Origin of the sequence: Microbacterium sp. J1-1 (genome assembly GCF_024498615.1) — a bacterium.
Taxonomy (GTDB): domain Bacteria; phylum Actinomycetota; class Actinomycetes; order Actinomycetales; family Microbacteriaceae; genus Microbacterium; species Microbacterium aurugineum.
This window is the reverse complement of the sequence record NZ_CP089590.1, coordinates 418,221-444,478: the sequence shown is the minus strand read 5'-3', so window position 1 is coordinate 444,478 and position 26,258 is coordinate 418,221. Positions and strand designations below refer to the sequence as shown.

Sequence of the window (26,258 nt, the reverse complement as noted above, 5' to 3'; positions counted from 1 at the left end):
GCTCTCCTCGTTCGGGTTTCAGGGACGCGACAGCCCGAACGCGGCGAATGCGTCCTGTGCCGGCTTCTCGGTCAAGAGGGTGACGAATCGGGACGCGTCGTCGCCGGCGCCGGGACGGGCACCGACGGCGAACCGCCCGTAGGACTGCAGTTCGTGGGGAATCGGTTCGACGACGTGCGCACCGGGGACCGAGCGCAGCTCGCTCACCTGCTGGATCGCGACGTCGGCACGTCCGTCGAGCAGCGCCTCAGCCGTGAGTCCGCTCTCGCATCGCACCGCGCGCTCATCGATGCGCTCGAGGAGGCCGCGCTCGCGAAGCATCTTCATGAAATGCACACCGCTCGCCCCGCTGAGCGTGTAGGCGACGGCACGGGCGGCGAGCAGATAGTCGAGGAACGTCGTCGCCGAGTCGTCGGCCGGTCCTGCCGCGTCGTCCAACCGAGCGAAGCCGACGGAAGAGACCGCGATCTCCGCGACGACCTCGGGGTCCACCAGACCCCGCGCCGCGAGATCGGTGACGGAGGACGAGACGCCGAGCACCAGGTCCGGCCGTGCCCCCGCGGAGATGCGCTCCAGGAGCACGGTGGTGGGCTCGAACGTCGCCTCGATGTGCGTGCCGGTCTCACGCTCGAACGCGGGGATGACGTGCTCGACGAGGGGGTTCTTGACGACGAGCCCGCTGTACAGGGTGATCACGAGGAGGTCCTTCCGGAGGGCGTGGCGAACGCGTGCAGCTGCGCCGAGGTGAGGGGCGACGTGGCGAGGCCGCGCGTGAGGAGGAACAGCTGCGCGGTGTGCTCGAGCTCCTCCACCGCGTCGAGGGCGGTGTCCAGATCGGCTCCGGCGACGACGGGGCCGTGGTTGCGCAGGAGCAGGGCATGGGTCACCCGCGCGGCCTCCTCGACGGCACCGGTCGCTGCCGGGTCTCCCGGGGCGAAGTAGGGCAGCATCCGCAGTTTCCCCACGCGCATGCCGTAGTACGCGGTCAGGGGCGGGATCGGATTCTCGGGATCGACGTCGGACAGGCACGACACCGCGGCGGCATGGACCGAGTGCGTGTGCACCACCGCATTCGCCTCCGGCCGCACACGCAGCAGCGCGACATGGAGGAAGGCTTCCTTCGTCGGCTTCGGACCGTCGAGGTGCGATCCGTCGAGGGCGACCACCGACAGCCGGTCCGCGTCGACGTCGGCCAGGCTGACCCCGGTCGGCGTGAGCAGCACGCGGTCCCCGTCGCGCACGGCGAGGTTCCCGGTGCGGCCATGCGTGAGGCCGCGGCGGTGGATCGAGTGGGCGACGCGTTCGATCGCGCGGCGGGCATCGGCGCTCATGCTGTGCGCCCCTGTGCCGCGACCTCGACGAAGAGGTCCTCCTCGCCGAAGTTCCCGGACTTGAGGACCAGATGCACGTCGCGCTCCTCGTCGTGGATCCAGGGGGCGCCCGGTGCGACTTCCTCCCCCACCACCGCGACGGTCGTGCCGAGGGCCCGGACGACCTCGCCGGAGGTCTCCCCTCCGGCGACGAGCAGACGCTTCACACCTCGATCCGACAGCTGCGAGGCGATGAGGCCCGCCGCCCTTTCGTAGAGCTCGCCGGCACCCGGCACATCCTGGCGGCGCTCCGCTGCCGGGGTGGAGGAGTAGAGGAGGGCATCCGCGTCGGAGGGCAGGTGCTCCCACCACTCCACGGCGCGCGCGGCCAGCTCCTCGGCGGTGTCGCCGGGCTCGGCCACGACGCGATGAGCGGGGCCGCCCGAACCGACGAAGCGGTCGATCTGCTCGAGCGTGCGTCGGGAACAGCTGCCCGCGATGATCGCGGTGCGACCCGATGGGGGCGTGGGCGCCATCGTGCCGCCCGCCGTCTCCCGCAGAGCCATCGCTCCGACGAGCCCGGCGGATCCGGCCACGAGGACCTCCCCGTCGACGGCGTCGGCGAGGACGGCGAGGTCGGCATCGGTCACGGCGTCGGCGACGAGGTGACGGATCCCCTCCGCACGCGACCGACGCATGACCTCGCGCACGGAGTCGGCATCCCGCTGCACCACGTCGAGGGGCAGGAGCCCGACGGGCGCCGTGCACTGCGCCGCGAGCAGCCGCGGCACCGAGGAGTCGCGCATCGGGGTCACCGGATGGTCGCGCATGTGCGTCTCGGCCAACAGCACGTCGCCGACGAAGAGGTGACCGCGGTAGACGGTGCGCCCGTGCAGGGGTGCGGCCGGCGTCGTCACCACGAGATCCGCGCGAAGGGCGTCGGCGATCGCCTCGGTGATCGGACCGATGTTGCCCTCGTCCGTGGAGTCGAACGTCGAGCAGTACTTGACGTAGATGCGATCCGCTCCCTGACGCCGTAGCACCGTGAGTGCGGCGAGACTCTGGGCGACGGCCTCCTCGACGGGAAGGGACCGGGTCTTCAGCCCGATGACGATGCCGTCGGCGGGGCCAGCGTGCTCGTCGAGCTCGGTGCCGAGAACGAGGAGCGTGCGCAGTCCCGCCCGGCGCAGGGCCGCCGCAACATCCGTCGCCCCCGTCATGTCGTCGGCGATCACGCCGATCATCCTCGATCCTCCCGGAGTGCCGCGGTCAACCGTCGCGCGGCTGCAGCCGGCCCGTCCAGGACCGTGACGCCGAAGCGATCCGCGAGGGACGACGCGGCCCCCGCGAGCGAGTACTGGGCGAGAACCACCAGGTCGTAGGCCTCGTCGACGCCGGCGATCCCTGCAGCCAGTGTCTCGACGAGCTCCGGCGCGGACAGGGGCGCGGCCGCGTCCGGGATCACCAGCGGATGCACGCGCGCAGCCGACCCGGCAGCCGCGAACGCCTGCTCCAGGCGTGCTCCGCTGTCGCTCGCGGCGGAGGCCAACGAGGCGACGAGCAGAACCCGTTCGGGGGCGGCGGCGACGGCTTCGGCGAAGAGGGGACCGTCGGCCGAGAGCACGGTGACACCGTCGGCGTCGCTCTCCCGCCGGTCGGCACGCTCTCCGAACTGGGAGCACGTGAGCAGCACGCCATCCGCTCCCCCGGCCAGAGCGAGCTCGATGAGGCTGTCCATGCGCGCAGCCAGCGGTGCGGTGATGCCGCCCTCGGTCTGCGCATCGGCCAGGAGACGATCATCGAGCAGGTTCCACACCGTCGCCGTGGGAAGGGCGGCGGTGAGGGCGGCGGCCGCCGGGGCGATCGCCAGGGGTGTCGCGCTGATGAGCGCGATTCTCGGGTCGGTCACCGGAGGGTCCTCTCGATCCAGGTGAGCCCGTCGCGGGTGCCCGCGACGGGGGCATACTCGCAGCCGACCCACCCGGGGTATCCGCTCTGCGCGATCCGGGCGAGCACGCGCTCGTAGGCGATCTCGCCGGTTCCGGGTTCGCCGCGACCGGGGTTGTCGGCGATCTGCACATGCGCGACCATCGGCCGGAGCTGCTCGAAACGCTCGATGACGTTCCCGCGGTCGACCTGCGCGTGGTAGACGTCGAAGAGCACGCCGACGATGTCGGGATCCACCACCTGCGCCACCGCCGCCGCGGTCTCCATCGAGGCGAGACCGTAGCCGGGCTGATCACGCTTGTTGATCGCTTCCAGTGCCAGCCGGACCCCCGTACCACGTGCCTGCTCGGCCGCCCAGGAGATGTTCGACACATAGGTCGCGAAGGCCGTGTCGGCGTCGACTCCGGCCGGCCTGATGCCGGCCATGGCGTGGACCACTCGTGCACCGAGAACCGTCGCGTACTCCAGCGCCCGCAGCACCCCGTCGCGGAACTCCTGCTCGGCACCGGGCACGAAGGCCGCCCCCGACGCTGTGGGCGTCCCCGCGGGTCCGGCGGGCGTGTTGATGAGGATCTGCGCCAGGCCCGCGTCGTCGAGCAGCCGACGCACGTCCGCGGGCGCGAGCTCGTAGGGCGAGGCGAACTCCACCGCGGTGAAGCCCGCCTCCGCGGCCGCGTCGAACCGCTCGACGAAGGGGACCTCGGTGAACATCCACTTGAGGTTGGCGGCGAGGCGCACCGGCCCCGAGGAGGTTTCGACGATCATGCGGTCACCGCGTCGTAGTCGGGGTTCACCACGAACTCGGGAGCCTGACCGCGCAGAGTCGCGATCACGTTGCGCGCGGCCATGCGACCGGACTCGCCACGGGCCTCGCGGGTCGCGCCCGCGACGTGCGTCGTGGCGAGGATGCCGGGGGTGTGCAGGAGTGGGCTCGATGCCCCCAGTGGCTCGTCCGCGAAGACGTCGAGAGCGGCGGCGCCGATACGCCCGTCGCGGACGGCGGCGACCAGGGCGTCCTCCTCGATGATGCCTCCGCGCGCGGTGTTGATGAGGACCGCGTCGGACTTCATCAGGGCCAGGCGAGAGGCGTCGAGGAGGTTCCGGGTCGTCTCATCGAGGAACAGGTGCAGCGTGACGAAGTCGGCTTCTCGGAGCAGATCCTCGAGTTCGAGCCGACGGATGCCGTTGGCCGCGGCGAAGCCCTCGTCGAAGGACGGATCGTACGCGACGACCTTCATCCCGAAGCCCGCGGCGATCGTCGCGACCGCCTTTCCGATCGAGCCCAGCCCGAGGATTCCGAGAGTCGCTCCCCGCAGCTCCCGTCCGGTGAGCTGCTGCCAGGTGCCCGCGGCGAGGTTGCTGATGTTCTCGGGGATGCGCCGGGCACAGGCGAGGGCCAGGGCGAAGACGTGCTCCGCGACCGCCTGACGGTTGGCGCCGGGGGTGACGCACACGGGAACTCGGCGTGCCGTCGCCGCACTCACGTCGACGCTGTCGTAGCCGACGCCCGTGCGCACGATCATGCGCAGCGCGGGGGCCTGCGCGAACTCCTCCTCACCCAGGGGGCGGGTGCCGGCGATGATCGCGCGGACTCCCGAGAGCGCCCGGGCCCGTTCCTCGGCGGACAGGCGTTCGAGCTCCGGCACATGCCGAGTCGTGAGTCCTGCGCTGCGCAGCATCCGGTCGACCTCGTCACCGGGTTCGAGGAACGCGGTGGTGATCAGCACATCCTGGGAATCGGGCGATGTCACCAGATCCCTCCTTCGTAGTCGGGGGCGGCGAAAGCACCGCCGTGCAGAGTGGGCGCCGGAGCGGAGAAGTCCACGCCGTCGGTGTGGTCGGCGGCATCGTCGCGGGGCACGTAACCGATCGCGGCCCATCCCGCGTCACCGTTCCACCAGCGGCCGGTGTTGGCCGAGCAGCCGTAGACGACCGCGCAGCCCACCGGGGCGCTCTCGATCGCGCAGCGGAAGAGCTCGACCCCGTCGCGCCAGCTGAGCCAGAGCGCGAGCTGGCGCCTGTCCTCGGGCTCCGGACGGAAGGTGCCGATGCGGACGAGCACCGACTCGACCCCCCACTTGTCGTGGTAGAGGCTGGCGAGGGCCTCACCGAATGCCTTCGAGACCCCGTAGAAGGTGTCCGGACGCAGCGATGCGCTCTCGTCCAGCACCTCCTCCGCGGGATGGAAGCCGACGACGTGGTTGGAGCTGGCGTAGACGACACGTCGCACACCGGCCCGTCGCGCCGCTTCGTAGACGTGGTAGGTGCCGTCGATGTTCACGCGGCGGATCTCCTCGAACGGCGCTTCGTCCGCGATCCCGCCGAGGTGCACGATCACGTCCACGCCCTCCGCCGCCGCCGTGAGCGCGTCGAGGTCGCCGAGGTCACCGATCACGACCTCTTCGCCGGGGAAGAGCGACTCATCGCTGTCGGTCCGCGCGAACAGCACGACGCGGTCGTAGCGGGAGGCGAGCCCCTCGCGGATCACTCGTCCCATGCGCCCGGTCCCGCCGGTGTACAGCACTGTCGTCATCATCGTCCTCTCGTGCGCGCTCGGCGGTCAGCCGATGCTGCGGTCCTCTTCACCCGTGGAGGCGTCGGCGAAGAACCCGATCGCGGCTCCCGAGGGGCGTCGGCGGTGTGCCTCGCCGGCCTCCCATCGCAGTTCGACGTCGTGTCCGGGTACGAGGCTGGCTCCGGTGTCGGTCAGCAGTGAGCGCATCGCGACGATCGTGGCCGCGCTGGCGTCCGCGTCGAGCGTCGAGTCGACCCGCCCCGAGGCGAGTTCGTACAGATTCTTGACCGCATCCCCGGCGAAGACGCGCTTCTCGTCCGCACGCTCGAGATAGAAGGCGAGGTGGTGCGGGGTATGCCCTGCGCTGTCGACGGCATGGATGCCGGGGAGCACTTCCTGGCCCGCTGCCATGCGTCCGACCCGATCCGTGCGGCGAAGTAGCTCCTGCACGTGGAGGTCGGGAAGGAAGGGCGTCCCGGACGGCTGCTCGGCCGCCCAGCGCAGCTCGCGCTCCCCCACCCAGGTCGTGGCGTTGGCGAACATGGGGAAGTTCGAGACGTGATCCCAGTGCATGTGCGTCAGCAGCACGTCGGTCACGTCGTCCGTGGTCAGACCGTATCGCTCGAGGCCGGCATGGATGAGGGGGATGTACGCGGGCTGTCCGGCATCGACCAGCACGCGTCGCACGCCGTCATCGAGCAGCCACAGGCTGCTCCATCCGAATGCGCCGTGCGAACTCGACTTACCGGGGAAGCCCTCGACGAGCGGACGTGCGACGTATCCGGACGGTCCGGCTGATCCGGTCGTCGACGTCGACATGGTGCCCTCACTCTGCGCGCTCACAAAAAATAGTATAGCGCAATCCCTCCAAGAGCGACAGGTCGCCTCCTTCGCGGAACCGCTCGCCGTTCAGGCGTTCAGAAGCCGCTCGGTGGCACCGATGATGTGGTGGCGCATCGCGTCGGCCGCGCCCTCGGCATCACCGGCCACGATCGCCTGGTAGACCGCATCGTGCTCCGGCGCCGCACTCACCGCTCCCGTGCGCCCGAACTTCGAGAACAGGCGGAACCGCTGGATCTGCCCGCCGAGTGCCGCGTAGGACAGCTCCAGGAAGGCGTTGCCGGACTGCGCGGCGATCATCATGTGGAAGCGCGCATCGCTGCGCCAATAGAGGTCGAAGCCTTCGGTCTCGGTGTCGGCGACCTCGGCCGAGCGCCGGAAGTCCTCCACCGCCTCGCGCAGACCCTCCAGGAATTCGGGGGTCGTCCGCTGCGCGGCTTCGTAGGCGAGACGGGGCTCCAGCAGCACGCGGGCCTCGCCGAGCTGCTCCACCTCTTCTCGCGTCATGACCGGGGCCACGCGGTAGCCCCGCAGCGCCTCGCGCTGGACGAGTCCGGTGTGCTCCAGCCGTGCCAGGGCCTCACGCAGGGGCGTCTGACTGACATCCAGCTCGCGCGACAGGGCGCCGATGTTCAGGCTCTGCCCCGCTGCCCGCTCCCCCGACATGAACTGGTGCAGCAGCACCTCGTACATTCGGTCGGCGATGGGCTGCTTCGTCGATCGCCCGGCCACATCTTCTCCCCTCGAAGTCCTTCCGTCGAAGACTACCGCTCGGCCCATCGACCCTCCGACGGACGCGCGGGGGTTGACAATGTCGAGATATATCGTGTTACTGTGGCAACACACGATATATCTCGAACACTCACACAGGAGAAGCACATGACCGAGAAGTGGCTCATCGCCCCGGGCGAGGAACGCGTCATCGACATCGAGTCCGTCACCCGCCTCAAGGTGGGCCTGGTCGGCGGACAGGTGGATGTCATCGCCCACGACGAACCCGGCATCCGCATCGAGGTGCACGGTGTCACCACCAAAGACCTCCGTATCGAGTCCCACGACGGCGAGGTCGAGATCGACCACCCGCAGTTGGGCTGGGACAACTTCCTCGAGGTGTTCCGCAACTTCGGCTCCGGTGGCCCCCGCGCCGAGGTGAGCGTGGCGGTCCCCCGCTCGATCGCCTTGACCCTCGGCGTGGTCAGTGCCGGTGCCCTGGTCTCGGGCATCCGCAACGACGCACGCCTGAACACCGTGTCCGGCGACATCATCGTCGACACCCTGATCGGCGACCTCACGGTCAACTCCGTCTCCGGCGATGTGCAGGTGCGCGGACTCACCGGTTCGATCAGCGCCAACAGCGTCTCCGGCGATGTCGCCGTCACCGGGGCCGTGCGCAAGGCGACGGTCGACATCGTCTCGGGCTCGACGCTCGTGGATGCGGCCGGCGACGTGAACACCATCAACGTCAACTCGGTCTCCGGCGGCACCACGGTGCGCCTCGACGAGTCACTCGCCGCGAACTACGTCATCCGGTCCCTGAGCGGTCGACTGCTCATCGACGGGATCGAGCGCAGCACCTCGGGCCCCAGCAACTACACCGGCACCGCCGGGGAGCTCGCCGGGCGCTTCGTCGACCTGCGCGCGAACTCCGTCTCCGGTGGCGTCACCGTCCTCCGCCGCACCCCGGCCTCCATCACCGACGACGAGGAGTGGGAAGCATGACCCCGGCCGTCTTCTCGCACGGCGACCTCCGTCTGTACCTGCTGTCGCTCCTCGCCGAGGCGCCGCAGCACGGCTACGGCATCATCCAGTCGCTCACCGACCGCACCGGCGGCACCTACACGCCCAGCGCCGGGACCATCTACCCGCGCCTGGCGAAGCTCGAGGAGGAGGGCCTGGTCACGAAGACCGTCGACGGCCGCACCACGATCTACTCGATCACCGAGGCCGGCCGCGCGGAGCTCGCCTCACGGGAGGGCGACCTCGCCGGGATCGAGGCCGGGATCACGGACTCTGTGCGCCTGATCGCCAGTGAAGTGCGCCAGAGCGTCCAGGACGCGATGAAGAGCCTCCGCGCCGACCTTGCCGCTGCCGAGAAGGGTGAACGCTCGGCCGCGAAGAGCCGTCCGCGCACGGAGAGCGACGACTCCCGACTCCTCAGTCGCGAGGAGATGCACCGAGCGGATGCCGTGGTCAACGCTTTCCGTGCCCGGGTGCGGACCGATCTGCGCACCCACCTCGCCAAGGGCGGCACCCTGTCGTCATCCGTCGTCACCGAGCTCGAGACGGCGCTCGACGAGGCCGCCCGCAACGTGACGGCAGCCCTCAGCGTCCGCGGATCCTGACCCCCGCATCGCACCCCCGCATCGCACCCCCGCCGATGCTCGACACCCCCTCTGATCATCGACGCCCCCTCGCATTCCCGGGAATGCGAGGGGGCGTCGACGGTCAGGAGGGGTGTCGCCGCGTCACTCCGGCCAGATCTCCTTCTGGTCATCGGGCACCATCTCACCGAGGGGCACGACCAGGATCGAGCGATGCTGCCGGTGGGCGAGGCGCGCTGCGACCGAGCCGGTGAAGAACTCCCTGATCGATTCGCCGATGCCGCGCTTGCGCGTGCCGACGACGATCAACTGCGCATCCAGCTTGTTGGCGAGTTGCTTGATCGCCAGGGCCGGATCCCCGACGAGCTGGCGGGCGGTCCAGGTGATGTCCGTGCCGGCGAGCAACCTCGCAGCCTCGGCCTCGACCGCCTCGAACTCCGCGGCACCCGCATCGAAGTTGATGTCGATCGGCGCCGAGTGCACGTACCCGTCCGGGTCCTCGTAGGTCACGAAACGTGTGACGTCGACGTGGGCGACGACGAGCGGCGCACTCAGCAGACGCGCGTATCTCACGGCCTCATCGATCACGTGTCGGTCCTGGCCCGGTTGCATGCCGACGATGACTGCTTTCTGCAATGCCGCGTTCTGTGCGGCCTCGTCGGACGGAGTGGAGGTGTCGTCGGTCATGAAGATCGTTCCCTTCACCGGTCTGGCTTAGGCCAGAGCGTCTTACCCGCGTGCTATTCTGAATGCTACTCTTACCGGCTTCAGGCCGGTGTCGTGAAAAATGCCGCGGGCCTCGAATCCCGCCGCTTAACTCGTGAGGGGGTCTCGCGCATGGGCCGTGGCCGTCAGAAGGCGAAACACACCAAGATCGCCCGCGAACTCAAGGCGTACAGTCCGTCGGTGAACTACTCCGCTCTCGAGCGCGAGCTGGGTCACCCGACCGACGAAGACGCATATGTCGACAAGTGGGCGGATGACTATGCCGACGAAGACGAGGACGAACTAGAGAAGGCCTGACCGCCTGATCTGTTTCGAACACCCGCAGGCCATGCGGGTGTTTCGTCATGCCCGCCGCCTATGAGGTGATCCTCGGCGACGGAGCGCTGTCCGTCATGCGCGGGTGTCGGCACCTGAGAAGATCTCCTCATGGCCCGCGTCGTCGCCCTCTACCGTCACCCGATCAAGGGGCTCACCCCCGAGCGCCGCGACGCCCTGACCGTGCAAGCCGACGGCCGGATCGCCGGAGACCGCGTTCTGGCGTTCCGGTTCGCGGATGCCGCCGTGCCAGAAGACCGGGACGGCCTGGACTATTGGCCCAAATCCAAGGGACTCGCACTTCAGGACTTCCCCGCTCTCGCCGCCCTGCGCACCGGATATGACGACGAGACACGGCGCATGCGGATCGAACACTCCGGCACGGTGCTCGTCGAGGCAGGACTCGACGACGACGGTCGGCGTGAGCTGACCGCAGCCGTGACTGAGTTCGTCCTGGCGAGCCCCGAAGGCCGTCGCCTCCGGCGACCAGGTCGACTCCCGCTCGTGCTCGTCGGCGATGGGGAGACCTCGCGCTTCCAGGATCGTCCGCGCGGCTATGTCTCGGTGCATGGCCGGGGCAGCGTGCACGCACTGGGTGAAGCCCTCGGGATGAGCGTCGACGACCGACGCTTCCGCTCCAACGTGGTGATCGATGACGCTGCGCCCTGGAGTGAGCTCGACTGGACCGGGGAGGTCCGCGTCGGCGGCGTCGTCTTCCAGGCGGCCGGGCCCATCGTGCGGTGCCTCGCGACCCATGCGAACCCGGACACCGGCGTGCGGGATGCCACGGTGCTCACGACCCTCACGGGCTCCTTCGCGCAGCCGGAGCCGACCCTCGGACGCCTGCTCCTCCCCGGCTGGACACCGTCGGATCACGGCCGGCCTCACGCGGGCGGCGTGATCCGCGTCGGCGACGAGGTCCGCGCGGGGTGAGCAGGATCCGCGACCGCATGCCGTCGTGATGTCAGCGCTCCCTTTGGCGAGGCCGTCTTGCGCCGAGTTCTTGTCATCCCAGGCTTGTGAGCGCAAACATTTTCTGATTTGATGTGCTTGTGATCGACGACGCCCCGGCGTCAGCCCCGGCCCAGGGCGGTCCGCATGAACCTGACCTCGAAGAGGAGAACAGCATGGCAATCACCCCTCGCTTCACCCGTACCGCCGCAATCGTCGCAGTGGGTGCGGTGTCGGCCTTCGGCCTCGCCGCGTGCTCATCCGGCGATTCCGGTGACAGCAGCGCCGGCGGCGACCCCGTCACCATCGAGTACCTGCACCGCCTCCCCGATGGCGAAGGGATGACCCCCACCTCGGAGATCGTCGAGCGTTGGAACGCCGATCACCCCGACATCCAGGTCACGGCGACGAAGTTCGACGGCAAGTCGAGCGACATGATCCTCAAGCTCGAGACCGACGTGAAGGCCGGCAACGGTCCCTGCCTCGCGCAGACCGGGTACTCCGAGGTGCCGCAGCTGTTCGTCAAGGGACTGCTGCAGGACGTCGCGGACGAGGCCAAGAAGTACGAAGACGACTTCTCGGCCGGGGCCTTCAGCGGCATGAAGGTCGGCGACGCGATCGTGGGCCTCCCGCAGGACACCGGCCCCCTCGTGTACTTCTACAACGAGGCCGAGTTCACGGCGCTGGGCCTCGACGCCCCGAAGACGCTGGACGACCTCACCGCCGACTCCGCCACAGCGTCGGCCGCCGGAAAGTACGTCACCGCCTTCACGCCCGACGAGGCGCAGAACTGGCTCTCCGCCCAGTCGGCCGCGGCCGGGGACACCTGGTTCACCACCGCCGGCGACGAGTGGAAGGTCGACGCCGAGGGCGACGGCTCCGAGCGTGTGGCCGCGTTCTGGCAGGGGCTGCTCGACAGCAAGCAGACGCTCGCGACCGAGCGCTGGGGCGAAGGCTTCACCGCCGCGCTCAACGACGGCAGCCTCATCGGCCATGTCGGAGCCGCATGGGAGGCCGGGTTCCTCCTCGACTCGCTCGACGGCACCCCGGCCGAAGGACAGTGGCGTGTGGCTCAGCTCCCCGACTTCGGCGCCGGCGCGATGAGCGGCCCCGACGGCGGCTCCGGCGTCTCCGTGATGAAGGGATGCGAGCACCCCGCCGAGGCCATGGAGTTCAACGCCTGGTTCAACACGCAGGTCGACGACCTCGCCTCCCAGGGCCTCGTCGTCGCCGCCAAGGGCGACGTGGAGACCCCCGAGAAGATGCTCCGTCAGTTCGGCGGTCAGGATGTGCTCGCCGAGCTCGGCACGGCGACCGAGAACCTGAACCCCGACTTCCCGTACGCCCCGGGCTTCTCGACGCTGTCGAAGATGAACGAGACCGCCGCGGCCGCGGTCGCCGGCACGGCGACGGTCGCCGACATCTTCACCACTGCGCAGGACACCGCCGTGGCCTCGCTGAAGGATCTCGGGCTCCCGGTCGCGGAGTGAGTCGGCGAGAAGGCATCATCGGATGATCGACGGCGGAGTGCACGCGCAATCGTGCACTCCGCCGTCGTCTTGAGGTCGAGAGGCGACACCATGGTCACAGTGGCCGAAACACGAGGCGCGACTTCGGCACCGGCGCCGCGCATCCCCGCGGACCCCACCCGCCGACGGCGGTTCGGGACCCGACGCGAGGGTCTCACGGGATGGCTGTTCATGACGCCGTTCGCCGTGCTCTTCGTGCTGGTCTTCCTGGTGCCGATCATCGTGTCGATCCGGTCGTCGTTCTTCGCACAGGTGCCGGCGGGAGGCGGCCTCTACGGCGGCGGCGAACTCGTCGACACGTTCGTCGGCCTCGAGAACTTCGTCACCGCGGCGACCAACGGCGCCTTCTGGACGGGGATGGGGCGTGTGGTCCTCTACGCCGCCCTGCAGATCCCCGTGATGATCCTGTTGGCACTCGGTCTCGCCCTGCTGCTGGACTCCTTCATCGTGCGCCGCCCCACGCTCTTCCGGCTCTCGTTCTTCCTCCCCTACGCGGTTCCCGGCATCATCGCCGCCATGATGTGGCTCTACCTCTACACACCCGAGGTCTCGCCCTTCCTGCCCTTCCTCCCGGAGGGCACCGACTTCATGGCCCCGGGCACGATCCTGTTCTCGATGGCGAACATGACGACCTGGACCTATACGGGCTACAACATGCTGATCTTCCTGTCGGCGCTGCAGGCCGTTCCGCGCGACCTCTACGAAGCGGCTCGTCTCGACGGGGCCTCCGGCTTCCAGATCTCGATGCGCATCAAGGTGCCGCTCGTGCGCGGGGCCGCCCTCCTCGCCGTGCTGCTGTCGATCATCGGCACCATCCAGCTGTTCAACGAGCCGGTCGTGCTGCAGGCCGCGAACTCGTGGATGGGCAAGGACTTCACACCGATGATGCTCACCTACAACACGATGATGGGCGAGATCTCGCCGTCAGGCAGCGGTCCGGCCTCCGCCTACTCCCTGCTCATGGCTCTGATCGCGGGTGTGCTCGCGATCGTGTACGCGCTGCTCCAGCGCCGGAAGGGCGACGCATGACCACCACGCGCCTCCTCACCACCGCGACGTCATCACGACGACGCCCCCGCCGGCCGCGCGACGCGGACGCACCACCTCCGTCGATCGCTCCCACCCCCGTCGCACGCGCATTCGGCATCACCGCCCTCGTCGTCGCGACGCTGTACTTCCTCGTCCCGGTGTACTGGCTCATCGTCGCGTCGACGAAGAACAACACCGACCTCACCTCGACCTTCGGCTTCTGGTTCGCCGACGGCAACCTCGCCGCCAACTACAGCAGCCTGATGGACTGGACCCAGGGCCTGTTCTGGCGCTGGGTCGGCAACTCGATGCTGTACTCCGTGAGCGCCGGCGTCATCGGCACACTGTTCGCCGTGATGGCCGGCTACGCGATCGCGAAGTTCGCGTTCCCCGGCAAACGCCTCGCCGTCGGGGTCATCATGGCCGGGCTCCTGCTGCCGGTCGCGCTGCTGACCGTGCCGCTGTACATCGAGTTCCAGGCCCTCGGCCTGACCAACACCGTGTGGGCGATCATCATCCCCTCGGCGGTGTCGCCGTTCGGTGTCTTCCTCGGGATGGTCTACGCGCAGTCGTCGGTGCCGACCGAACTCCTGGAGGCGGCCCGCATCGACGGCGCCGGAGAGGCCCGCATCTTCTTCACGATCGTGATGCGCCTGCTGGGGCCCGCGATGGTGACGATCTTCCTGTTCATCTTCGTGGCCACGTGGAACAACTTCCTGCTGCCACTGATGATGATCTCCAGCCAGGATCTGAAGCCCGTGACGCTCGGCCTGTACGGCATGGTGAGCTACTTCGCCCCCGACAAGGGGGCCGTCATGCTCGGCGCCCTGCTCGGTGTCATCCCGCTCGTGCTGCTGTTCTTCGCCCTGCAGAAGTACTGGCGTTCCGGGCTCGCCGCCGGCGCCGTGAAGGGCTGATCTTGGTCAGTCGGACGTGACAGGCACCTCGACGGTGCAGTGACCGGAGGCTGCGCGCGCCAGCCTCCGGTCATGCGTGAGCAGCGTGCACCCGAACACGCTCGCGAGCGCGACAGAGGCCGCGTCATAGGCCGTCACGTTCCGGCGCAGCGCCAGCACGTGCGGGATGAGCGGCAGCGTGGGGTGCAGGTCGACGCGGAGCCGCGCGAGGTCGACGGCCGCAGCCTCGAGCGCGGCCAGGAGTTCCGGCACAGTGGGGCGGGACACGATGAGCGCCAGCTCAGACCATCCTGACCCCCAGGGTGCGCTCGCCGCGCGGCGCCAGAGGGCGGCGGCCGGGGAATCGGCAAAACCCGATATCGCCCGCCGGCGTGCAGGACGCTTCTTCGTGCACACAGACGACCGGCCCGGAGGGGAATCCTCCGGGCCGGTCGTGTGTCCGCGGGTCGGTCAGCTGTGCCGGCGTCTCCGCAGCCACAGGGCCAGCCCCAGGCCGATCGCCGCGAGGGCCGTGAACGCCGCGCCCGCCCAGATCGCCCCCTCCGCACCGGTGGAGGCGAGGTCACCGCCGCTGCCGGCCGCCGCGGTCACCGCGAGGTCGCCCCGCGCCAGCTCGACGCCCTGCGCATCGGTCGCGACGAGCGCGTGCGCGCCGGCCGGCGTCGCCGCGGGGATCGTGACGGTGGCGGCGGCATCACCGTCGGCCGAGATCGTCACCTCACCGATGCGGACCGGCTCGGAATGCAGCCACAGCTGCACCAGCGTGTCGGGGTCGAACCCGCTCAGTTGCACGGTCAGGCTCGCGCCGGCGACGACCGATCCGATGGACGCGGTGATGGTCGCCTTCTTCCCCGGCTTCGCCTTCTTGACCTTCAACGGAGCGCTGGCGAGTTCCGCGCCGGCCGCGTCCTGCACGATCACCCGGTGCGTGCCCACCGAGGCGTTCGTCGGGATCAGCAGTCGCGTCGTCAGCGCCCCCTCCGCATCGACCGTGGCACCGGTCAGCCGGGCGTCGTCGAGCCAGACCGACACGGTGGACTCCGGAGCGAAGCCCGTGAGCGCGATGCCCACCGTCTCTCCCGCCCGCACCGAGTCGGCGTCGAGACCGAGCTTCGGATCGGTCACCGGGGTGCAGCCGCTCAGATCGTCGTCCGGCCGCGTCGCGGGAGCATGACCGCTCTGCGGGGTCGGCGAACCGTACACGGCCAGCTCGGCGACGGCCGCGAACTGCGTGCCCGAGATGGACGACGTGGCGGTCACGCGGATGTAGCGCGCCGTGGTCTCCGCGAAGTCCACGTCCTGCCATTCGGCGATGTTCTGCCACTCGCCCGAGACGACGGGCGTGTACGTCTGCCCGTCGGTCGACACCGCGACCTCGTAGCCCTTGATCGGACCGTTCTGGTTGGTGCCGCGGCGCAGGTACGAGATGCCGTCCACCTGCTCGGCGGCGCCCAGGTCGAAGGTCAGCACGTGCGGGTACGACGTCGCCGCCGAACTCCACCGACTGTGCCAGAACGTGCCCGCGTTCCCGTCGAGCATGTTCACGGCCGCACCGTTCTCCCCGGACGTCTCCTCGGAGCTCGCCGTCACGGAGATCTGCGCGTTGGGGATGCGAGCCCGTGAGGACACCGACACCTCCTGCGTCGTCACGACCGTGCGCACATCGCAGTCCGCGAGATATGTCGCCGCGATCCCGATGCCGACCGTCGTGCCCGCGGCCTCCGCCGGCGCGGTGACCAGCCACGTGGTGTCCACGCTGTCCCCGGGCTCGACCTTCTCGAACAGGTTCGACGAGTCGTCGGCGACCTCGACCGCGTACCCCTCCGGCACCTCGAGCTGCACGCCGATGTTCTCGACGGCGAGGGACTCGCTGTTGGTGAAGGTGGTCGTGAACGCGGTCTGCGCGCCGGGGCTCAGGACGCCCGCCTCCGCAGACACCGTCGCACACGGGGTGCCGCCGGTCGTCGGGCCGAGGTCTGTGACCGTGAAGTCGTCCAGCACGAAGTCCACGTCCGGTCCCCCGACGCGTTCGAGTCCGACCCAGGTGTAGTCGCCGCATCCGACGATCACATCCTGCGAGAACTCCGCCGTCTCCAGCGCCTGCGTGATCCCGGTGCGACTGAGCGTGGTCGAGGTGACCGTGCCGCCCGCCACCGCATCCGTGCCGGTGAGCCAGCGGTAGGCGCCGCTCGCGCCGACCTGGTAGTCGAATCCGATCCGGTACGAGTGCCCCGCCTGCAGCGGAACGAGTGTGGGATCGGTGCGATAGACGACCCCGCTGTTCTCGGAGTGCGACATGAGCGAGTGGTCGCCGGTGAGCGTCGTATCCACCGCGAGCCCCGCGAGTGCACCCGCGTCGAACGGCTTGGCGGTGTTGCGCCACTCGCTGCTCGTGTACGGATCGTGTCGGCGCGAGATGCTCGTGCGCGGGTCGTCGATGCCGTTGGCGTTCCCCTTCACGAACGGACCCCACCCGGCCTCGTTGCCCTCGAAGTCGTTCGAGTACACCGTGCCGGCCGCGAACGGTGCGGTCGTGTCGCGCGAGACGCGGGCGTTGTCGATCCGGACCTTCGCGTCACCCGCGACGGCACCGACAGACACGGTGACCTCACCGGATGCCGGGGCCAGGAACGACGTCGACCCACGCTGGTAGTACTGACCCGCCTTGGAGTCGGCGCGCATGTAGTTGTACGTCGGCGAGAGGTTCCAGGTGCGGGTCACCGCACCGGAACCGGTGTCGACCGAGACGCTCACATCGCGGGTCGCAGTCGGATCGATCTGCACCTGCGCCGAGAACGCGTACCGCTGCCCGGGGGTGAGCCCGGTCACGGTCTGCGAGATCGACGAGGCGGCCGCACCGAGCACGGCGACGTTGTCACCCCGGGACTCGTTCTTCGCGCTGCCGAGGTCGGTGCGCTCGATCGACACATCGCCCTGGGGATTCCAGACGTCGAGCGAACCGGAGTTGAAGCCCGGGTCGTCGAGACCGGCGTCGTGGTACTCGACCGCCGCGCGCTGGGCGCCGCCCTGCGGCACCACGACGTAGGCCGTGCCCTCGTCTCCGCTGAGCGTGAGCTCGCCGCCTGCCGCATTCACGGTGCCGACCTTGACGCGTCCCTGGTCTCCCAGCTCGAACACGTCGAAGGCGGTGTTGCCTCGGAACGCCTCGGTGAGCCCGAACGTCTCCTCGCCTCCCGACGCCGAATAGAAGTACATCTTGTCGGCGTCGACCGGGGAACCGGCCTCCTCGTTGGAGGACAGCGACTGCCAGGGGAGCAGGTAGGAGTCACCTCGCAGCACCGTGGCGCCGTCCATCGTGATGACCCGGGTACTGCCGTCGATGCGGACGGCGACGTCGTCGGTCAGCGTCGCCTCGGCACCTGCCTCGTACGTGAGCAGGTCGAAGTGCTGGAGGAACTTGGTCGGCAGGCTCTGGGTCCAGATGTTGTCGACGAAGCCGTCCCAGTTGCGGTTTCCGACCCAGCCCTCGGCGTCGACGAGTCGCTGCTGTCCGAGCAGCGCATCGTCGTTCCAGACGTCGGCCTGGCCGTTCTGGATGAAGCGCACCATCGTGGAGTTGATGCCCTTGTTCGTCACCCCGCCGTAGCTGAGGTCGTTCGGCCAGTGCGACCAGACCGTGCTGTCGACGAACTTGTCACCCCACTCGGTGGCGACCTCGAGGTCCATGCTGTTGAGCTCGTCGGCGAGCTCTTCGGCGACCCACCCGTTCGAGTAGTACACGTCGATGTAGACGCCGCTGAGGCCGGGGACCTCGTCCCGCAGCTGCTGGAAGCGGTCGAGCACCCGTCCGGTGCCGAGGTCGGTCTGCTGGTTGATGTAGTACGACTGGTCGAGCCAGTTCCAGCCCGGCTTGTACGGGGCGGCGCCGTCGAGGATCGCGGAGTCGAAGGCGTTCGCCTGCGGATAGATCTCGGTGGCGTTGACGTGCACGCTCATGTCGGCGTTGAGCTTCGCGCCCTCGTCGACGAGGGTGTTCAGGTCGGAGAGGCCGCCCGCCCGCTCGTTGTAGTTTCCGCCGTAGTCGGTGTTCGCCGAGTCGTGGCCTTCACTGCCGTAGCCCTTGTTGAGCACCCACTGGCCGAGACCGTCGGTCTGGTTCGCGATGCGCTTGGTGTTGTCGAGGACCAGGTCGAAGTAGTTCGTCGCACTGGAGGCGAAGTTGAAGGGGATGCGACTGACCACGCGCTCGGCGACCCGATCGGCGCCGAGACGAGGGGTGTCGACCTCGCGGTAGCGGATCGCGCCGTCCTGCCAGTCGACCTTCGCGTCGCCGTTGCGGTCCGCCGCGAGGAGGACCGTGACCTTCGGAAGGGCGTAGGTGGTCACCCGGCTGTCCACCGCCGTGGTCGGGTGGATCAGCCAGGCGCTAGAACCGATCTCGGCCGTGCGCCCCGCCGCCTCGGTGATGCGTGTGGTCAGGCGCGTGTTCCACGACGCCGTGCCGCCGGAGGCCTGGGTCGTCGCGTTGGTGATCACGCTGCCGATGAGCGCGCCGTTGCCGAGGAAGGCGAAGGCCGCCCCCTTCTGGCCGGTCGCCGTCGAAGCGCTCACCGCGATGTGCTCGTCGGCGTTCTTGGTGCTGTCGGGGCTGATCACCGTGCGATCGAGCACCGACCCGGCATCGGCGGCGGTCGCCGAGAGGAAGGCATTGTCCGGAAGCCCCAGAGTGGTCACGGCTGCCGTCCCCTCGACCGCGGTGACCTCGAAGCCGACGGTTCCGTCCTCCGCGACGCGGATGCTACTGCGCACGGTGACGTCGATGCCCGTCAGTGTCGACACATAGTCGATCCCGGTGGCGGACGGCGTCGACGTGGTCTCCGACGCGTAGGTCGTGCCGTTCACCGACCAGGTCTTGGCCGAGGTGCGCTGGCCGGCGATGCTCTCACTCCCCACGCGATACTGCGTGATGCGAGGGAACTCGGTCGAGACGACCGCCGTGGTGCCGCCGGCGGCGATCTCGACGGTCTCATCCGCGTCCGGCTCCTCCGGCTCGGTGACGATCGGGGGCAGCTCCTCGTCGGAGAGCACCTCGATCTCGCCGGCCCCGCCGCCGGTGGTTCCCTGCGCGTCGATCACGAGCAGCGCCACGTAGCGGCCGTCCTTGGCAGCATCCAGCGTGATGCGCTGCTTCTCGTCATTCGCGGTCGGAGCGTGCAGCACCGCCGTGCCCGAGGCCGCACCCCATCCGCCGTCGGCCGGCGAGTTGCGGGCGACATCGGGATCGTCCGTCACGTAGACCTCGACCGTCTTCGCAGCCACGGCCTGGCCCCGCTTGACCGAGTAGTCGAGGGCCTTCACCGAGAGGGAGCGCTGCAGGTCGACGACGATCCAGTGCGGGAACGGCGCGTTCGCGGTGTAGCGCGAGGTCCACTGCGTCGCGAAATCGCCGTCGAAGGCGCCGAGAGCGGTGCCGTCGAGCGAGGGCGGCGCCGGGTACGGGTCCGATTCGCTCGACACCGCGTGCAGGCGGTAGTCGGCTTTCGGGACCGGGATCAGCTCGGCGGCCTGCGCGGACGGCGCCTGGGTGAGCACGCCGCCGAAGGCGAGTGCCGTCGCCAGCAGCGAGCTGAGGGCGACGGTAGCGCGGGGCGGTCGGGAAGGTTTCGACACGTCTTGCCTCTCGGTCGAGCGGCGGCCGGGAGCACAGACGCCCCGGTGCGCCGCAGATGATCATCGACGACCCTCATCGATGTTTGCGCTATCACACTAGACGCGTGGATGCCTTAATATCAAGCATCGAGCGAGGAGAAGCGCAAACATTGGTGAGAAGTGCCGTGCATAGATGAGAAGAACAGACGAGAAGAGCCGCCCCACACCCTCGGTGCAGGACGGCTCTCGCGGCTCCCGGATCAGGAACCGATGAACTCCTCGGTCTCCCCGAACGACGGTTCTTCACGGATCTCGACGGCCACCCCGAGGACATCGGTGTCGAGCACGACGATCTCGTTGCGGCCGGCCTTCCACAGCGGCGCCGGCGCGTAGAGCGTCTCCTGCGGACCGACCTTCCAGTACCTGCCGAGGAGGAAGCCGTTCAGCCAGACCATCCCCTTCGCACCACCGGGGAAGGCGAGCCAGGCATCGAGCGGCTCGGCGACGTCGAGGGAGGCGACGGCGACACCATCCGTTGCGTCGGTCGCGTCGGTCGCGTCGGGGGGGAGAGCCGGCGCCTCCTGGGGAACCAGGCGATGCGTCCAGCCGTTCACCAGCCGACGGCCGATCATCACGCCGCGCATGATGCCCTTGCCCTCGCCCGTGTACGGCCCGTAGTTGATCCGTCCGAGGCTCTCGACGAGGATCGTGAGTCGTCCCATCCCCCCGTCGGCGGGCAGAGCGAGAGAGGTCTCACCGTCGCGCTCCAGCACGCCGAGACGCCGCTCGTCGAGGAACACCACGGCACGGTCGTGCAGTCCGTCGACCGTGAGCGTCGCGTCGGCGGGGAAGGACACGTCCGCTTCATACGCGACGAGGCCGTCTTCGGCACCGAGCTCCTCGAACGTACGCGGTCGCGGCGAGACGTCACCGGCCACGGGGAGCGAAGCGATCAGCCCGAGCAGGGATGCGCGCGGCTCGAGCGGCGTGGTCGCCGCGCCCTGCCGCCGCGGCGCACCGGGAACCGGGGGGAGCTCACCCGCATGGAACGGCGCGAACAGCGCACGGAGCGCGTGGAACTTCTCGGTGAGCGTTCCGTCTTCGCCGATCGGTGCGTCCGAGTCGTAGCTGGTGACGGTCGGCTGCAGGACCTGGTCGTGGTTGGCCCCGTTCCAGAGGCCGAAGTTGGTGCCACCGTGCGCCATGTACAGGCTCACCGATCCGCCGGCGGTCAACAGCTCCTCGATCGTGCCCCCGGCGCTCGCGGCGGACCGCACGTGGTGCCGCTCCCCCCAGTGGTCGAACCAGCCACCCCACAACTCGCTGCACATGAGCGCATCACCCTCGCGGCGCAGTTCCACGGCCCTCGCCACCCCGGTGCCGAATGTGAAGGTCGCCAGGGCACCGGCGACACTGCCGTGCTCGATCATGTCGCCCGTGATGCCGTCGGCGGTGGTGAGCATCTCGACCATCCCGCGGCGGCGGAGCCCGTCCCGCAGGTGTGCGAGGTAGTCGGCGTCACTGCCGAACGACCCGTACTCGTTCTCGATCTGGATCGCGACGATCGGTCCGCCGTGCGAGGCCTGGAGCGGAACGAGCCGGGGGATCAAGCGGTCGTACCAGGCGTCCACCGCGGCGAGGAAGCCGTCATCGCTGGTGCGCAGCGCCGCGACGCGCCCGGACAACCAGGACGGGATGCCGCCGTTGGACCACTCGGCGCAGATGTAGGGACTGGGGCGGAGGAAGACATCCAGACCCACCTCTCCGGCCAGACGGATGAAGCGCTCGATGTCACGCCATCCGTCGAAGCGGACGTCGCCCTCGACGCGCTCGTGGAAGTTCCACGCGACATAGGTGTCGACCGTGTTCGCGCCCATCGCCGCGAGTCGGCGGAGACGGTCCTCCCACAGGTCGGGATGCACCCGGAAGTAGTGGATCGAGCCCGCGAGGATGCGGTGCGTGACACCGTCGCGGAGGATCTCCCCGTCGCGCCAGGACAGGGTGGGCGCGCCGATCGGCGTCGCGGTGGCCGAGGCGTCGACGGCAACGGAAGAGCCGTCGAGAGCCGAGGCGAGAAGGTCAGGCATAGCGCTCCAAGCACGAGTGTTTGCGTTCACATTATCGCATCGCCCGACTCGCCGCCTCCTGGATTTACGCCGATTGATCGCTACCATTGAGCACATGTCCCCTCGCCGCCCGAGAGACGACCGCGCCCCGAGCCAGGTCGATGTCGCCCAGCTCGCCGGAGTCTCCACGCAGACCGTCTCCCGCGTCATGTCCGGGCAGGACAACGTGCGCCCCGACACCGCCCGCCGTGTCCTGGCGGCAGTCGAGGAGCTCGGCTACCGCGTGCACGCCGCCGCCGCCTCGCTCGCCTCCGGTCGCACTCGCGTATTGGGCGTGATCGTGGTCTCGACGGACCGGTACTCGTCGGCGGCGCTCGGTGTCGGCATCCAGCAGGCGGCCGCGGCCAATGGATACACCGTGTCGACGGCGGCCGTCGCGGACCATGCCTCGGCTGAAGCGTTCCTGGAGGCCTTCGACCGACTGGAGCGTCAGGGCGCGGAAGGCATCATCCTCGGTGTCCCGGTCGAACTCGAGAGTCCGGCGATGCGGACGCGCACCGAGCGCACGCCCGCGACCCGCAGCGAACGCACCTCCCTGGACGAGGACGCCCCCCTCGCGGTCGACCAGCGCGCCATCGCCCGCCTCGCCGTCGAGCACCTCCTCGACCTCGGGCACGAGACCGTGTGGCACGTCTCGGGCGACGACTACTGGACCGAGACACAGCAGCGCAGCGAGGCCTGGGAGCAGACGCTCCGCGATCGGGGCATCGTGCCGCCGCCGTTGATCCCCGCTGACTGGACACCCGAATCCGGTTACCGCGCCGGGCGCACGATCGCCGCCATCCCGGAGGCTACCGCCGTCTTCGTCAGCAGTGATGAGATGGCGTTCGGTCTGATCCGCGCCCTGCACGAGGCCGGTCGCAGTGTGCCGGAGGACGTCTCGGTGGTCAGCGTGGACGACATCGCTCTCGCCGCGTACGCCTCCCCCGCGCTCACGACCGTCCGCCAGCCCTTCGAGGCGATGGGCCGTGCGGCCGCTCTCCGGGTCATCGCTCAGATCGAGGGACATGAGGCGGTCGGCGAGATGCCCTCCACCGAGCCGCAGCTCATCGTGCGCTCGTCGACGGCCCCGCCCCGCTCGGCGCGCTCGGCGCGCTAGGCGCACGAGGCGCACGAGGCGCACTAGGCGCACGAGGCGCACGTTCCAGGGCCGCAGCCTGTTCCAGGCCCGCACAACCTGAAGGAGATCTCACGGAAAGAAGGAGCGTACTGAGCAAAGCCTCCTTCGTTCCGTGAGATCTCCTTCGAAACGTGTGCCAGCATCCACCGCCACCACCGCCACCACCGGCGCAGCCACCGCAGCCACCGCACCTCCGCGCCGCAGCCCGCTCCGTACGCTCACCAGCGGCCGTGCCGGCGCTCCCACTCGTCCTCGACGGTGCGGCGACGCCCTGCGACGACGCCCGCGGGGATCACGACGACGAGCACACCTGCGATGACGAGGAGCGGGATCTGCCAGCCGTCGGTGGTCTCGTGGAGCAGCCCGATCAGCAGCGGGAACACCGCGGCGATCGCGTAGCCGATGCTCTGCACGAACCCGCTCAACGCGACGGCGCTCTCCGGCGTACGGGCACGGATGCTGAGCAGGACCAGGCTCAGCGGGAACATGATGGCCGTGAGACCGAAGATGCTCACCCACAGCGGCAGGGCCACGGTCGGGATGAGCAGGAGGCCGGCGAGCCCGACCAGTCCTCCGGCGACGGCCACGAAGAAGAGGGGACGTGTCGCCTGGAACCGGACCACCAGGATCGGCACCAGCAGTGAACAGGGAAGACCGATCAGCGCGAACAGCGACAACAGGAAGCCCGCTGTCGCCGGGCTGACCCCGCCGATGTCGACGAGCATGGTCGGCATCCACGCGAACGAGACGTACGCCATGGTGGAAGAAGCCCCGAACACGAGCGCGAGTGCCCAGGCGAGCGGCAGTCGCCACAGGCGGGCGAAGTGTCTGCGGTTCGCCGGAGTGGTCGAGATCGGACCGGTCGCGACGGCCACCGCATCCTGCACGTCGTTGACACCGTCCGTGGGATCGGGGACGAGGAGCTCCGTCTTCATCGGCGCGTCCGCGCGAGCCCGATTCCCCAACAGCAGCGCGACCCAGGGCACCAGTGCGATTCCGGCGACGATGCCCCACATGCCGAGCGACACCCGCCAGCCGAGCGAATCGGCGACCGGAACCGCGACGAGCGGCGGCAGGAAAGTCGACACCGCCATCGTGGTCGAGTAGATCGTCATCATGATCCCGAGGCGGTCGGGGAAGTACTTCTTCACCAGCGGGGGAAGCAGCACGTTGCCCGAACCGACCCCCGCGAACACGACCGCGGTCGCCGCGAGCAAGGTGGTGGAGTCGATGGCGAGACCGCGCAGCAGCAGCCCCAGAGCCATCAGGGTGATCGCGGCGATCGCCATCCGCTCCAGGCCGAAGCGCCGCTCGAACAACGGCGTGAGCAGCCCGAAGATGGCGAAGCAGACCGGAGGGGCGGCGCCGATCAACCCGATGATCACCGGCGAGACGGGAAAGTCCTCGGCGACATGGTCGATCACCGGAGACAGGGAGGCGACCGCCGAGCGCAGCGAGAACGCCACCAGGACGATCCCCACGAGTGCGAGAGCCCGACCCTGCCACAGCGGTCGAGCGCCCGGCATCGTCATGAGGTCTGCGACCCCTCCACCCAGGCCAGGTATTCGTCGGAGACCGTGCCGGTCACGTACCGGCCGTCGAAGCAGCTCAGGTCGAGGTCCGTGAGGGCCGACCCTTCGATGATCGCCGCTTTGAGGTCGTCGACCTCCTGGTACACGAGGTGATCGCAACCGAGTTCCTCGGCGATCTCGGGGATCGTCCGCCCGTGGGCGATGAGCTCGTGGCGTGAGGGCATGTTGATGCCGTACACGTGCGGGTGCCGCACGGGAGGCGCCGCGGAGGCGAAGGTGACCGAAGCGGCACCGGCATCCCGCGCCATCTGGATGATCTCCTTGGATGTGGTCCCGCGCACGATCGAGTCGTCGATCAGCAGCACGTTCTTGCCCTGGAACTCGGTGGACATGGCGTTGAGCTTCTGACGCACGCTCTTCTTGCGCACCGCCTGCCCGGGCATGATGAAGGTCCGGCCGACGTAGCGGTTCTTGTAGAAGCCCTCGCGGTACTCGATGCCGAGCTTGCGGGCGACCTCCATGGCGGCGGGACGAGAGGAGTCGGGGATCGGCATGACCACGTCGATCTTGTCCATCGGCACGTGCTTGGCGATGGTGTCGGCCAGACGGTCGCCCATGCGCAGACGCGACTCGTACACCGAGATGCCGTTCATGACCGAGTCGGGGCGCGCGAGGTAGACGTACTCGAAGGCGCACGGCGCGAGCGTCGCGGCCGGGGCGCACTGCTTCGAGAACAGCTCCCCGTCGTTGGTGATGAAGACCGCCTCACCGGGCTCGACCTCACGGACGACGTCGTAGTCGCCGTTCTCGAGCACGAGCGACTCGCTCGCGACGACCCACTCATCCTTGCCCTCGGCACCGGGGACCGTCGACGGGCGACGACCGAGGATCAGCGGGCGGATACCGAACGGATCGCGGAAGGCGAGCAGACCGTAGCCGGCGATCACGGCGATCACGGCGTACGCGCCCTCGATCCGCTCGTGCGTGCGGGCGACGGCTTCGAAGACGCGCTCGGGGTCGAGGTCGACGGCCGAGGTCGTGTTCTGCAGTTCGCCGGCGAGCACATTGAGCAGCAGCTCGGTGTCGCTGGACGAGTTCAGGTGGCGGCGGTCGCGCTTGGCCATGTCGGCCGTGAGCTCGCGGGTGTTGGTGAGGTTGCCGTTGTGGATGAGGATGATGCCGTACGGCGCGTTCACGTAGAACGGCTGCATCTCCTCTTCGTTCGAAGCCGTGCCCTTGGTCGCGTAGCGCACGTGGCCGAGGCCCACGTTGCCGAGCAGCGCGCGCATGTCACGGGTGCGGAACGCCTCACGGACCATGCCCTGCGCCTTGGCGTTGTGCATCACGCCGTTCGCTTCGGCGGTGGCGATGCCCGTCGCATCCTGGCCGCGGTGCTGCAGCAGCAGGAGTGCGTCGTAGATGTCCTGATTGACCGGGGCAGAGCCCACCATTCCGACGATGCCGCACATG

At 69.2% G+C, this 26,258-nt stretch carries 23 protein-coding genes; 8 read left to right on the top strand and 15 right to left on the bottom strand.

The window, feature by feature from the left end; translation table 11 throughout:
* Positions 1-18: 18 nt before the first annotated feature.
* The 9 genes from LRQ07_RS02085 to LRQ07_RS02045 all read right to left on the bottom strand — a co-directional run bounded on the left by LRQ07_RS02085 (position 19) and on the right by LRQ07_RS02045 (position 7,344).
* Complete coding sequence (locus LRQ07_RS02085) at positions 19-696, bottom strand: substrate-binding domain-containing protein (protein WP_256535694.1); 678 nt, start codon at positions 694-696, stop codon at positions 19-21.
* On the bottom strand, positions 693-1,331 hold the full coding sequence (locus LRQ07_RS02080; RefSeq protein WP_256535693.1) for a class II aldolase/adducin family protein: 639 nt from the start codon (positions 1,329-1,331) through the stop codon (positions 693-695). Before LRQ07_RS02080 ends, LRQ07_RS02085 begins: the two co-directional genes overlap by 4 nt.
* On the bottom strand, positions 1,328-2,554 hold the full coding sequence (gene otnK, locus LRQ07_RS02075; RefSeq protein ID WP_256535692.1) for a 3-oxo-tetronate kinase: 1,227 nt from the start codon (positions 2,552-2,554) through the stop codon (positions 1,328-1,330). The genes LRQ07_RS02080 and otnK overlap by 4 nt, the downstream gene beginning before the upstream one ends.
* Positions 2,551-3,219 carry a hypothetical protein gene (locus tag LRQ07_RS02070; protein WP_256535691.1) on the bottom strand — a complete coding sequence of 223 codons (669 nt, stop codon included), beginning with the start codon at positions 3,217-3,219 and terminating at the stop codon, positions 2,551-2,553. Before LRQ07_RS02070 ends, otnK begins: the two co-directional genes overlap by 4 nt.
* Positions 3,216-4,022, bottom strand: a complete 807-nt coding sequence (locus LRQ07_RS02065) for a hydroxypyruvate isomerase family protein (RefSeq protein ID WP_256535690.1) — start codon at positions 4,020-4,022, stop codon at positions 3,216-3,218. Before LRQ07_RS02065 ends, LRQ07_RS02070 begins: the two co-directional genes overlap by 4 nt.
* Entirely contained in the window at positions 4,019-5,008 is a 990-nt protein-coding gene (locus LRQ07_RS02060; protein WP_256535689.1) for a phosphoglycerate dehydrogenase, read from the bottom strand. The genes LRQ07_RS02065 and LRQ07_RS02060 overlap by 4 nt, the downstream gene beginning before the upstream one ends.
* The gene (locus tag LRQ07_RS02055) at positions 5,005-5,790 is read right to left on the bottom strand and encodes an NAD-dependent epimerase/dehydratase family protein (protein WP_256535688.1); all 786 of its coding nucleotides are present in this window, start codon (positions 5,788-5,790) and stop codon (positions 5,005-5,007) included. The genes LRQ07_RS02060 and LRQ07_RS02055 overlap by 4 nt, the downstream gene beginning before the upstream one ends.
* Before the next feature lie 27 nt (positions 5,791-5,817).
* On the bottom strand, positions 5,818-6,615 hold the full coding sequence (locus LRQ07_RS02050; RefSeq protein ID WP_231555038.1) for an MBL fold metallo-hydrolase: 798 nt from the start codon (positions 6,613-6,615) through the stop codon (positions 5,818-5,820).
* Between the two features lie 66 nt (positions 6,616-6,681).
* Complete coding sequence (locus tag LRQ07_RS02045; protein ID WP_047522964.1) at positions 6,682-7,344, bottom strand: GntR family transcriptional regulator; 663 nt, start codon at positions 7,342-7,344, stop codon at positions 6,682-6,684.
* Positions 7,345-7,491: 147 nt separating this feature from the next.
* Here LRQ07_RS02045 and LRQ07_RS02040 point away from each other — a divergent pair, with 147 nt between their 5' ends.
* Together LRQ07_RS02040 and LRQ07_RS02035 are read left to right on the top strand one after the other, a co-directional pair.
* Positions 7,492-8,331: a DUF4097 family beta strand repeat-containing protein gene (locus tag LRQ07_RS02040; RefSeq protein ID WP_256535687.1), complete on the top strand. Its 840-nt coding sequence runs from the start codon at positions 7,492-7,494 to the stop codon at positions 8,329-8,331.
* Positions 8,328-8,954 carry a PadR family transcriptional regulator gene (locus tag LRQ07_RS02035; RefSeq protein ID WP_047522962.1) on the top strand — a complete coding sequence of 209 codons (627 nt, stop codon included), beginning with the start codon at positions 8,328-8,330 and terminating at the stop codon, positions 8,952-8,954. Before LRQ07_RS02040 ends, LRQ07_RS02035 begins: the two co-directional genes overlap by 4 nt.
* Before the next feature lie 123 nt (positions 8,955-9,077).
* Here the strand turns inward: LRQ07_RS02035 and LRQ07_RS02030 are convergent, their stop codons facing one another.
* Positions 9,078-9,620: a universal stress protein gene (locus LRQ07_RS02030; protein WP_232762739.1), complete on the bottom strand. Its 543-nt coding sequence runs from the start codon at positions 9,618-9,620 to the stop codon at positions 9,078-9,080.
* Positions 9,621-9,770: 150 nt separating this feature from the next.
* Here LRQ07_RS02030 and LRQ07_RS02025 point away from each other — a divergent pair, with 150 nt between their 5' ends.
* From LRQ07_RS02025 to LRQ07_RS02005, 5 genes are all read left to right on the top strand, one after another.
* Entirely contained in the window at positions 9,771-9,956 is a 186-nt protein-coding gene (locus tag LRQ07_RS02025) for a DUF3073 domain-containing protein (RefSeq protein WP_029259537.1), read from the top strand.
* A gap of 129 nt (positions 9,957-10,085) precedes the next feature.
* Positions 10,086-10,907 carry an MOSC domain-containing protein gene (locus tag LRQ07_RS02020; RefSeq protein ID WP_256535686.1) on the top strand — a complete coding sequence of 274 codons (822 nt, stop codon included), beginning with the start codon at positions 10,086-10,088 and terminating at the stop codon, positions 10,905-10,907.
* 194 nt (positions 10,908-11,101) lie between these two features.
* Positions 11,102-12,415 (top strand): ABC transporter substrate-binding protein, encoded by a 1,314-nt coding sequence (locus LRQ07_RS02015; protein ID WP_256535685.1) that lies wholly within the window; start codon positions 11,102-11,104, stop codon positions 12,413-12,415.
* 90 nt (positions 12,416-12,505) lie between these two features.
* A complete protein-coding gene (locus LRQ07_RS02010; protein WP_256535684.1) occupies positions 12,506-13,483 on the top strand; it encodes a carbohydrate ABC transporter permease in 978 nt (325 codons plus the stop codon).
* Positions 13,480-14,400 carry a carbohydrate ABC transporter permease gene (locus tag LRQ07_RS02005; protein WP_047522959.1) on the top strand — a complete coding sequence of 307 codons (921 nt, stop codon included), beginning with the start codon at positions 13,480-13,482 and terminating at the stop codon, positions 14,398-14,400. The genes LRQ07_RS02010 and LRQ07_RS02005 overlap by 4 nt, the downstream gene beginning before the upstream one ends.
* A 6-nt stretch (positions 14,401-14,406) precedes the next feature.
* Here the strand turns inward: LRQ07_RS02005 and LRQ07_RS02000 are convergent, their stop codons facing one another.
* The 3 genes from LRQ07_RS02000 to LRQ07_RS01990 form a co-directional block, all read right to left on the bottom strand.
* Complete coding sequence (locus LRQ07_RS02000) at positions 14,407-14,796, bottom strand: type II toxin-antitoxin system VapC family toxin (RefSeq protein WP_413775528.1); 390 nt, start codon at positions 14,794-14,796, stop codon at positions 14,407-14,409.
* Positions 14,797-14,850: 54 nt separating this feature from the next.
* The gene (locus tag LRQ07_RS01995; protein WP_256535682.1) at positions 14,851-20,031 is read right to left on the bottom strand and encodes an endo-alpha-N-acetylgalactosaminidase family protein; all 5,181 of its coding nucleotides are present in this window, start codon (positions 20,029-20,031) and stop codon (positions 14,851-14,853) included.
* Between the two features lie 239 nt (positions 20,032-20,270).
* Positions 20,271-22,097: a glycoside hydrolase family 35 protein gene (locus tag LRQ07_RS01990; protein ID WP_256535681.1), complete on the bottom strand. Its 1,827-nt coding sequence runs from the start codon at positions 22,095-22,097 to the stop codon at positions 20,271-20,273.
* A 94-nt stretch (positions 22,098-22,191) separates the two neighbouring features.
* Between LRQ07_RS01990 and LRQ07_RS01985 the strand changes: the two genes are divergently transcribed.
* On the top strand, positions 22,192-23,235 hold the full coding sequence (locus LRQ07_RS01985) for a LacI family DNA-binding transcriptional regulator (RefSeq protein ID WP_131492087.1): 1,044 nt from the start codon (positions 22,192-22,194) through the stop codon (positions 23,233-23,235).
* 239 nt (positions 23,236-23,474) lie between these two features.
* On the opposite strand, the gene LRQ07_RS01980 is transcribed toward LRQ07_RS01985, so the two are convergent.
* Together LRQ07_RS01980 and purF are read right to left on the bottom strand one after the other, a co-directional pair.
* Positions 23,475-24,788, bottom strand: coding sequence for a CynX/NimT family MFS transporter (locus LRQ07_RS01980; protein ID WP_131492086.1), 1,314 nt, complete (start codon positions 24,786-24,788; stop codon positions 23,475-23,477).
* Positions 24,785-26,257: an amidophosphoribosyltransferase gene (gene purF, locus LRQ07_RS01975; protein WP_047522956.1), complete on the bottom strand. Its 1,473-nt coding sequence runs from the start codon at positions 26,255-26,257 to the stop codon at positions 24,785-24,787. The genes LRQ07_RS01980 and purF overlap by 4 nt, the downstream gene beginning before the upstream one ends.
* Position 26,258 lies beyond the last annotated feature (1 nt).

Bases quoted from the DNA above. Each gene is read 5' to 3' on its own strand.
- purF (WP_047522956.1), bottom strand. From the start codon at position 26,257: ATGTGCGGCATCGTCGGAATGGTGGGCTCTGCCCCGGTCAATCAGGAC.
- LRQ07_RS01980 (WP_131492086.1), bottom strand. From the start codon at position 24,788: ATGACGATGCCGGGCGCTCGACCGCTGTGGCAGGGTCGGGCTCTCGCA.
- LRQ07_RS02015 (WP_256535685.1), top strand. From the start codon at position 11,102: ATGGCAATCACCCCTCGCTTCACCCGTACCGCCGCAATCGTCGCAGTG.
- LRQ07_RS02025 (WP_029259537.1), top strand. From the start codon at position 9,771: ATGGGCCGTGGCCGTCAGAAGGCGAAACACACCAAGATCGCCCGCGAA.
- LRQ07_RS02065 (WP_256535690.1), bottom strand. From the start codon at position 4,022: ATGATCGTCGAAACCTCCTCGGGGCCGGTGCGCCTCGCCGCCAACCTC.
- LRQ07_RS01990 (WP_256535681.1), bottom strand. From the start codon at position 22,097: ATGCCTGACCTTCTCGCCTCGGCTCTCGACGGCTCTTCCGTTGCCGTC.
- LRQ07_RS02030 (WP_232762739.1), bottom strand. From the start codon at position 9,620: ATGACCGACGACACCTCCACTCCGTCCGACGAGGCCGCACAGAACGCG.
- LRQ07_RS02080 (WP_256535693.1), bottom strand. From the start codon at position 1,331: ATGAGCGCCGATGCCCGCCGCGCGATCGAACGCGTCGCCCACTCGATC.
- LRQ07_RS02010 (WP_256535684.1), top strand. From the start codon at position 12,506: ATGGTCACAGTGGCCGAAACACGAGGCGCGACTTCGGCACCGGCGCCG.
- otnK (WP_256535692.1), bottom strand. From the start codon at position 2,554: ATGATCGGCGTGATCGCCGACGACATGACGGGGGCGACGGATGTTGCG.
- LRQ07_RS01985 (WP_131492087.1), top strand. From the start codon at position 22,192: ATGTCCCCTCGCCGCCCGAGAGACGACCGCGCCCCGAGCCAGGTCGAT.
- LRQ07_RS02020 (WP_256535686.1), top strand. From the start codon at position 10,086: ATGGCCCGCGTCGTCGCCCTCTACCGTCACCCGATCAAGGGGCTCACC.
- LRQ07_RS02035 (WP_047522962.1), top strand. From the start codon at position 8,328: ATGACCCCGGCCGTCTTCTCGCACGGCGACCTCCGTCTGTACCTGCTG.
- LRQ07_RS02005 (WP_047522959.1), top strand. From the start codon at position 13,480: ATGACCACCACGCGCCTCCTCACCACCGCGACGTCATCACGACGACGC.
- LRQ07_RS02055 (WP_256535688.1), bottom strand. From the start codon at position 5,790: ATGACGACAGTGCTGTACACCGGCGGGACCGGGCGCATGGGACGAGTG.
- LRQ07_RS02040 (WP_256535687.1), top strand. From the start codon at position 7,492: ATGACCGAGAAGTGGCTCATCGCCCCGGGCGAGGAACGCGTCATCGAC.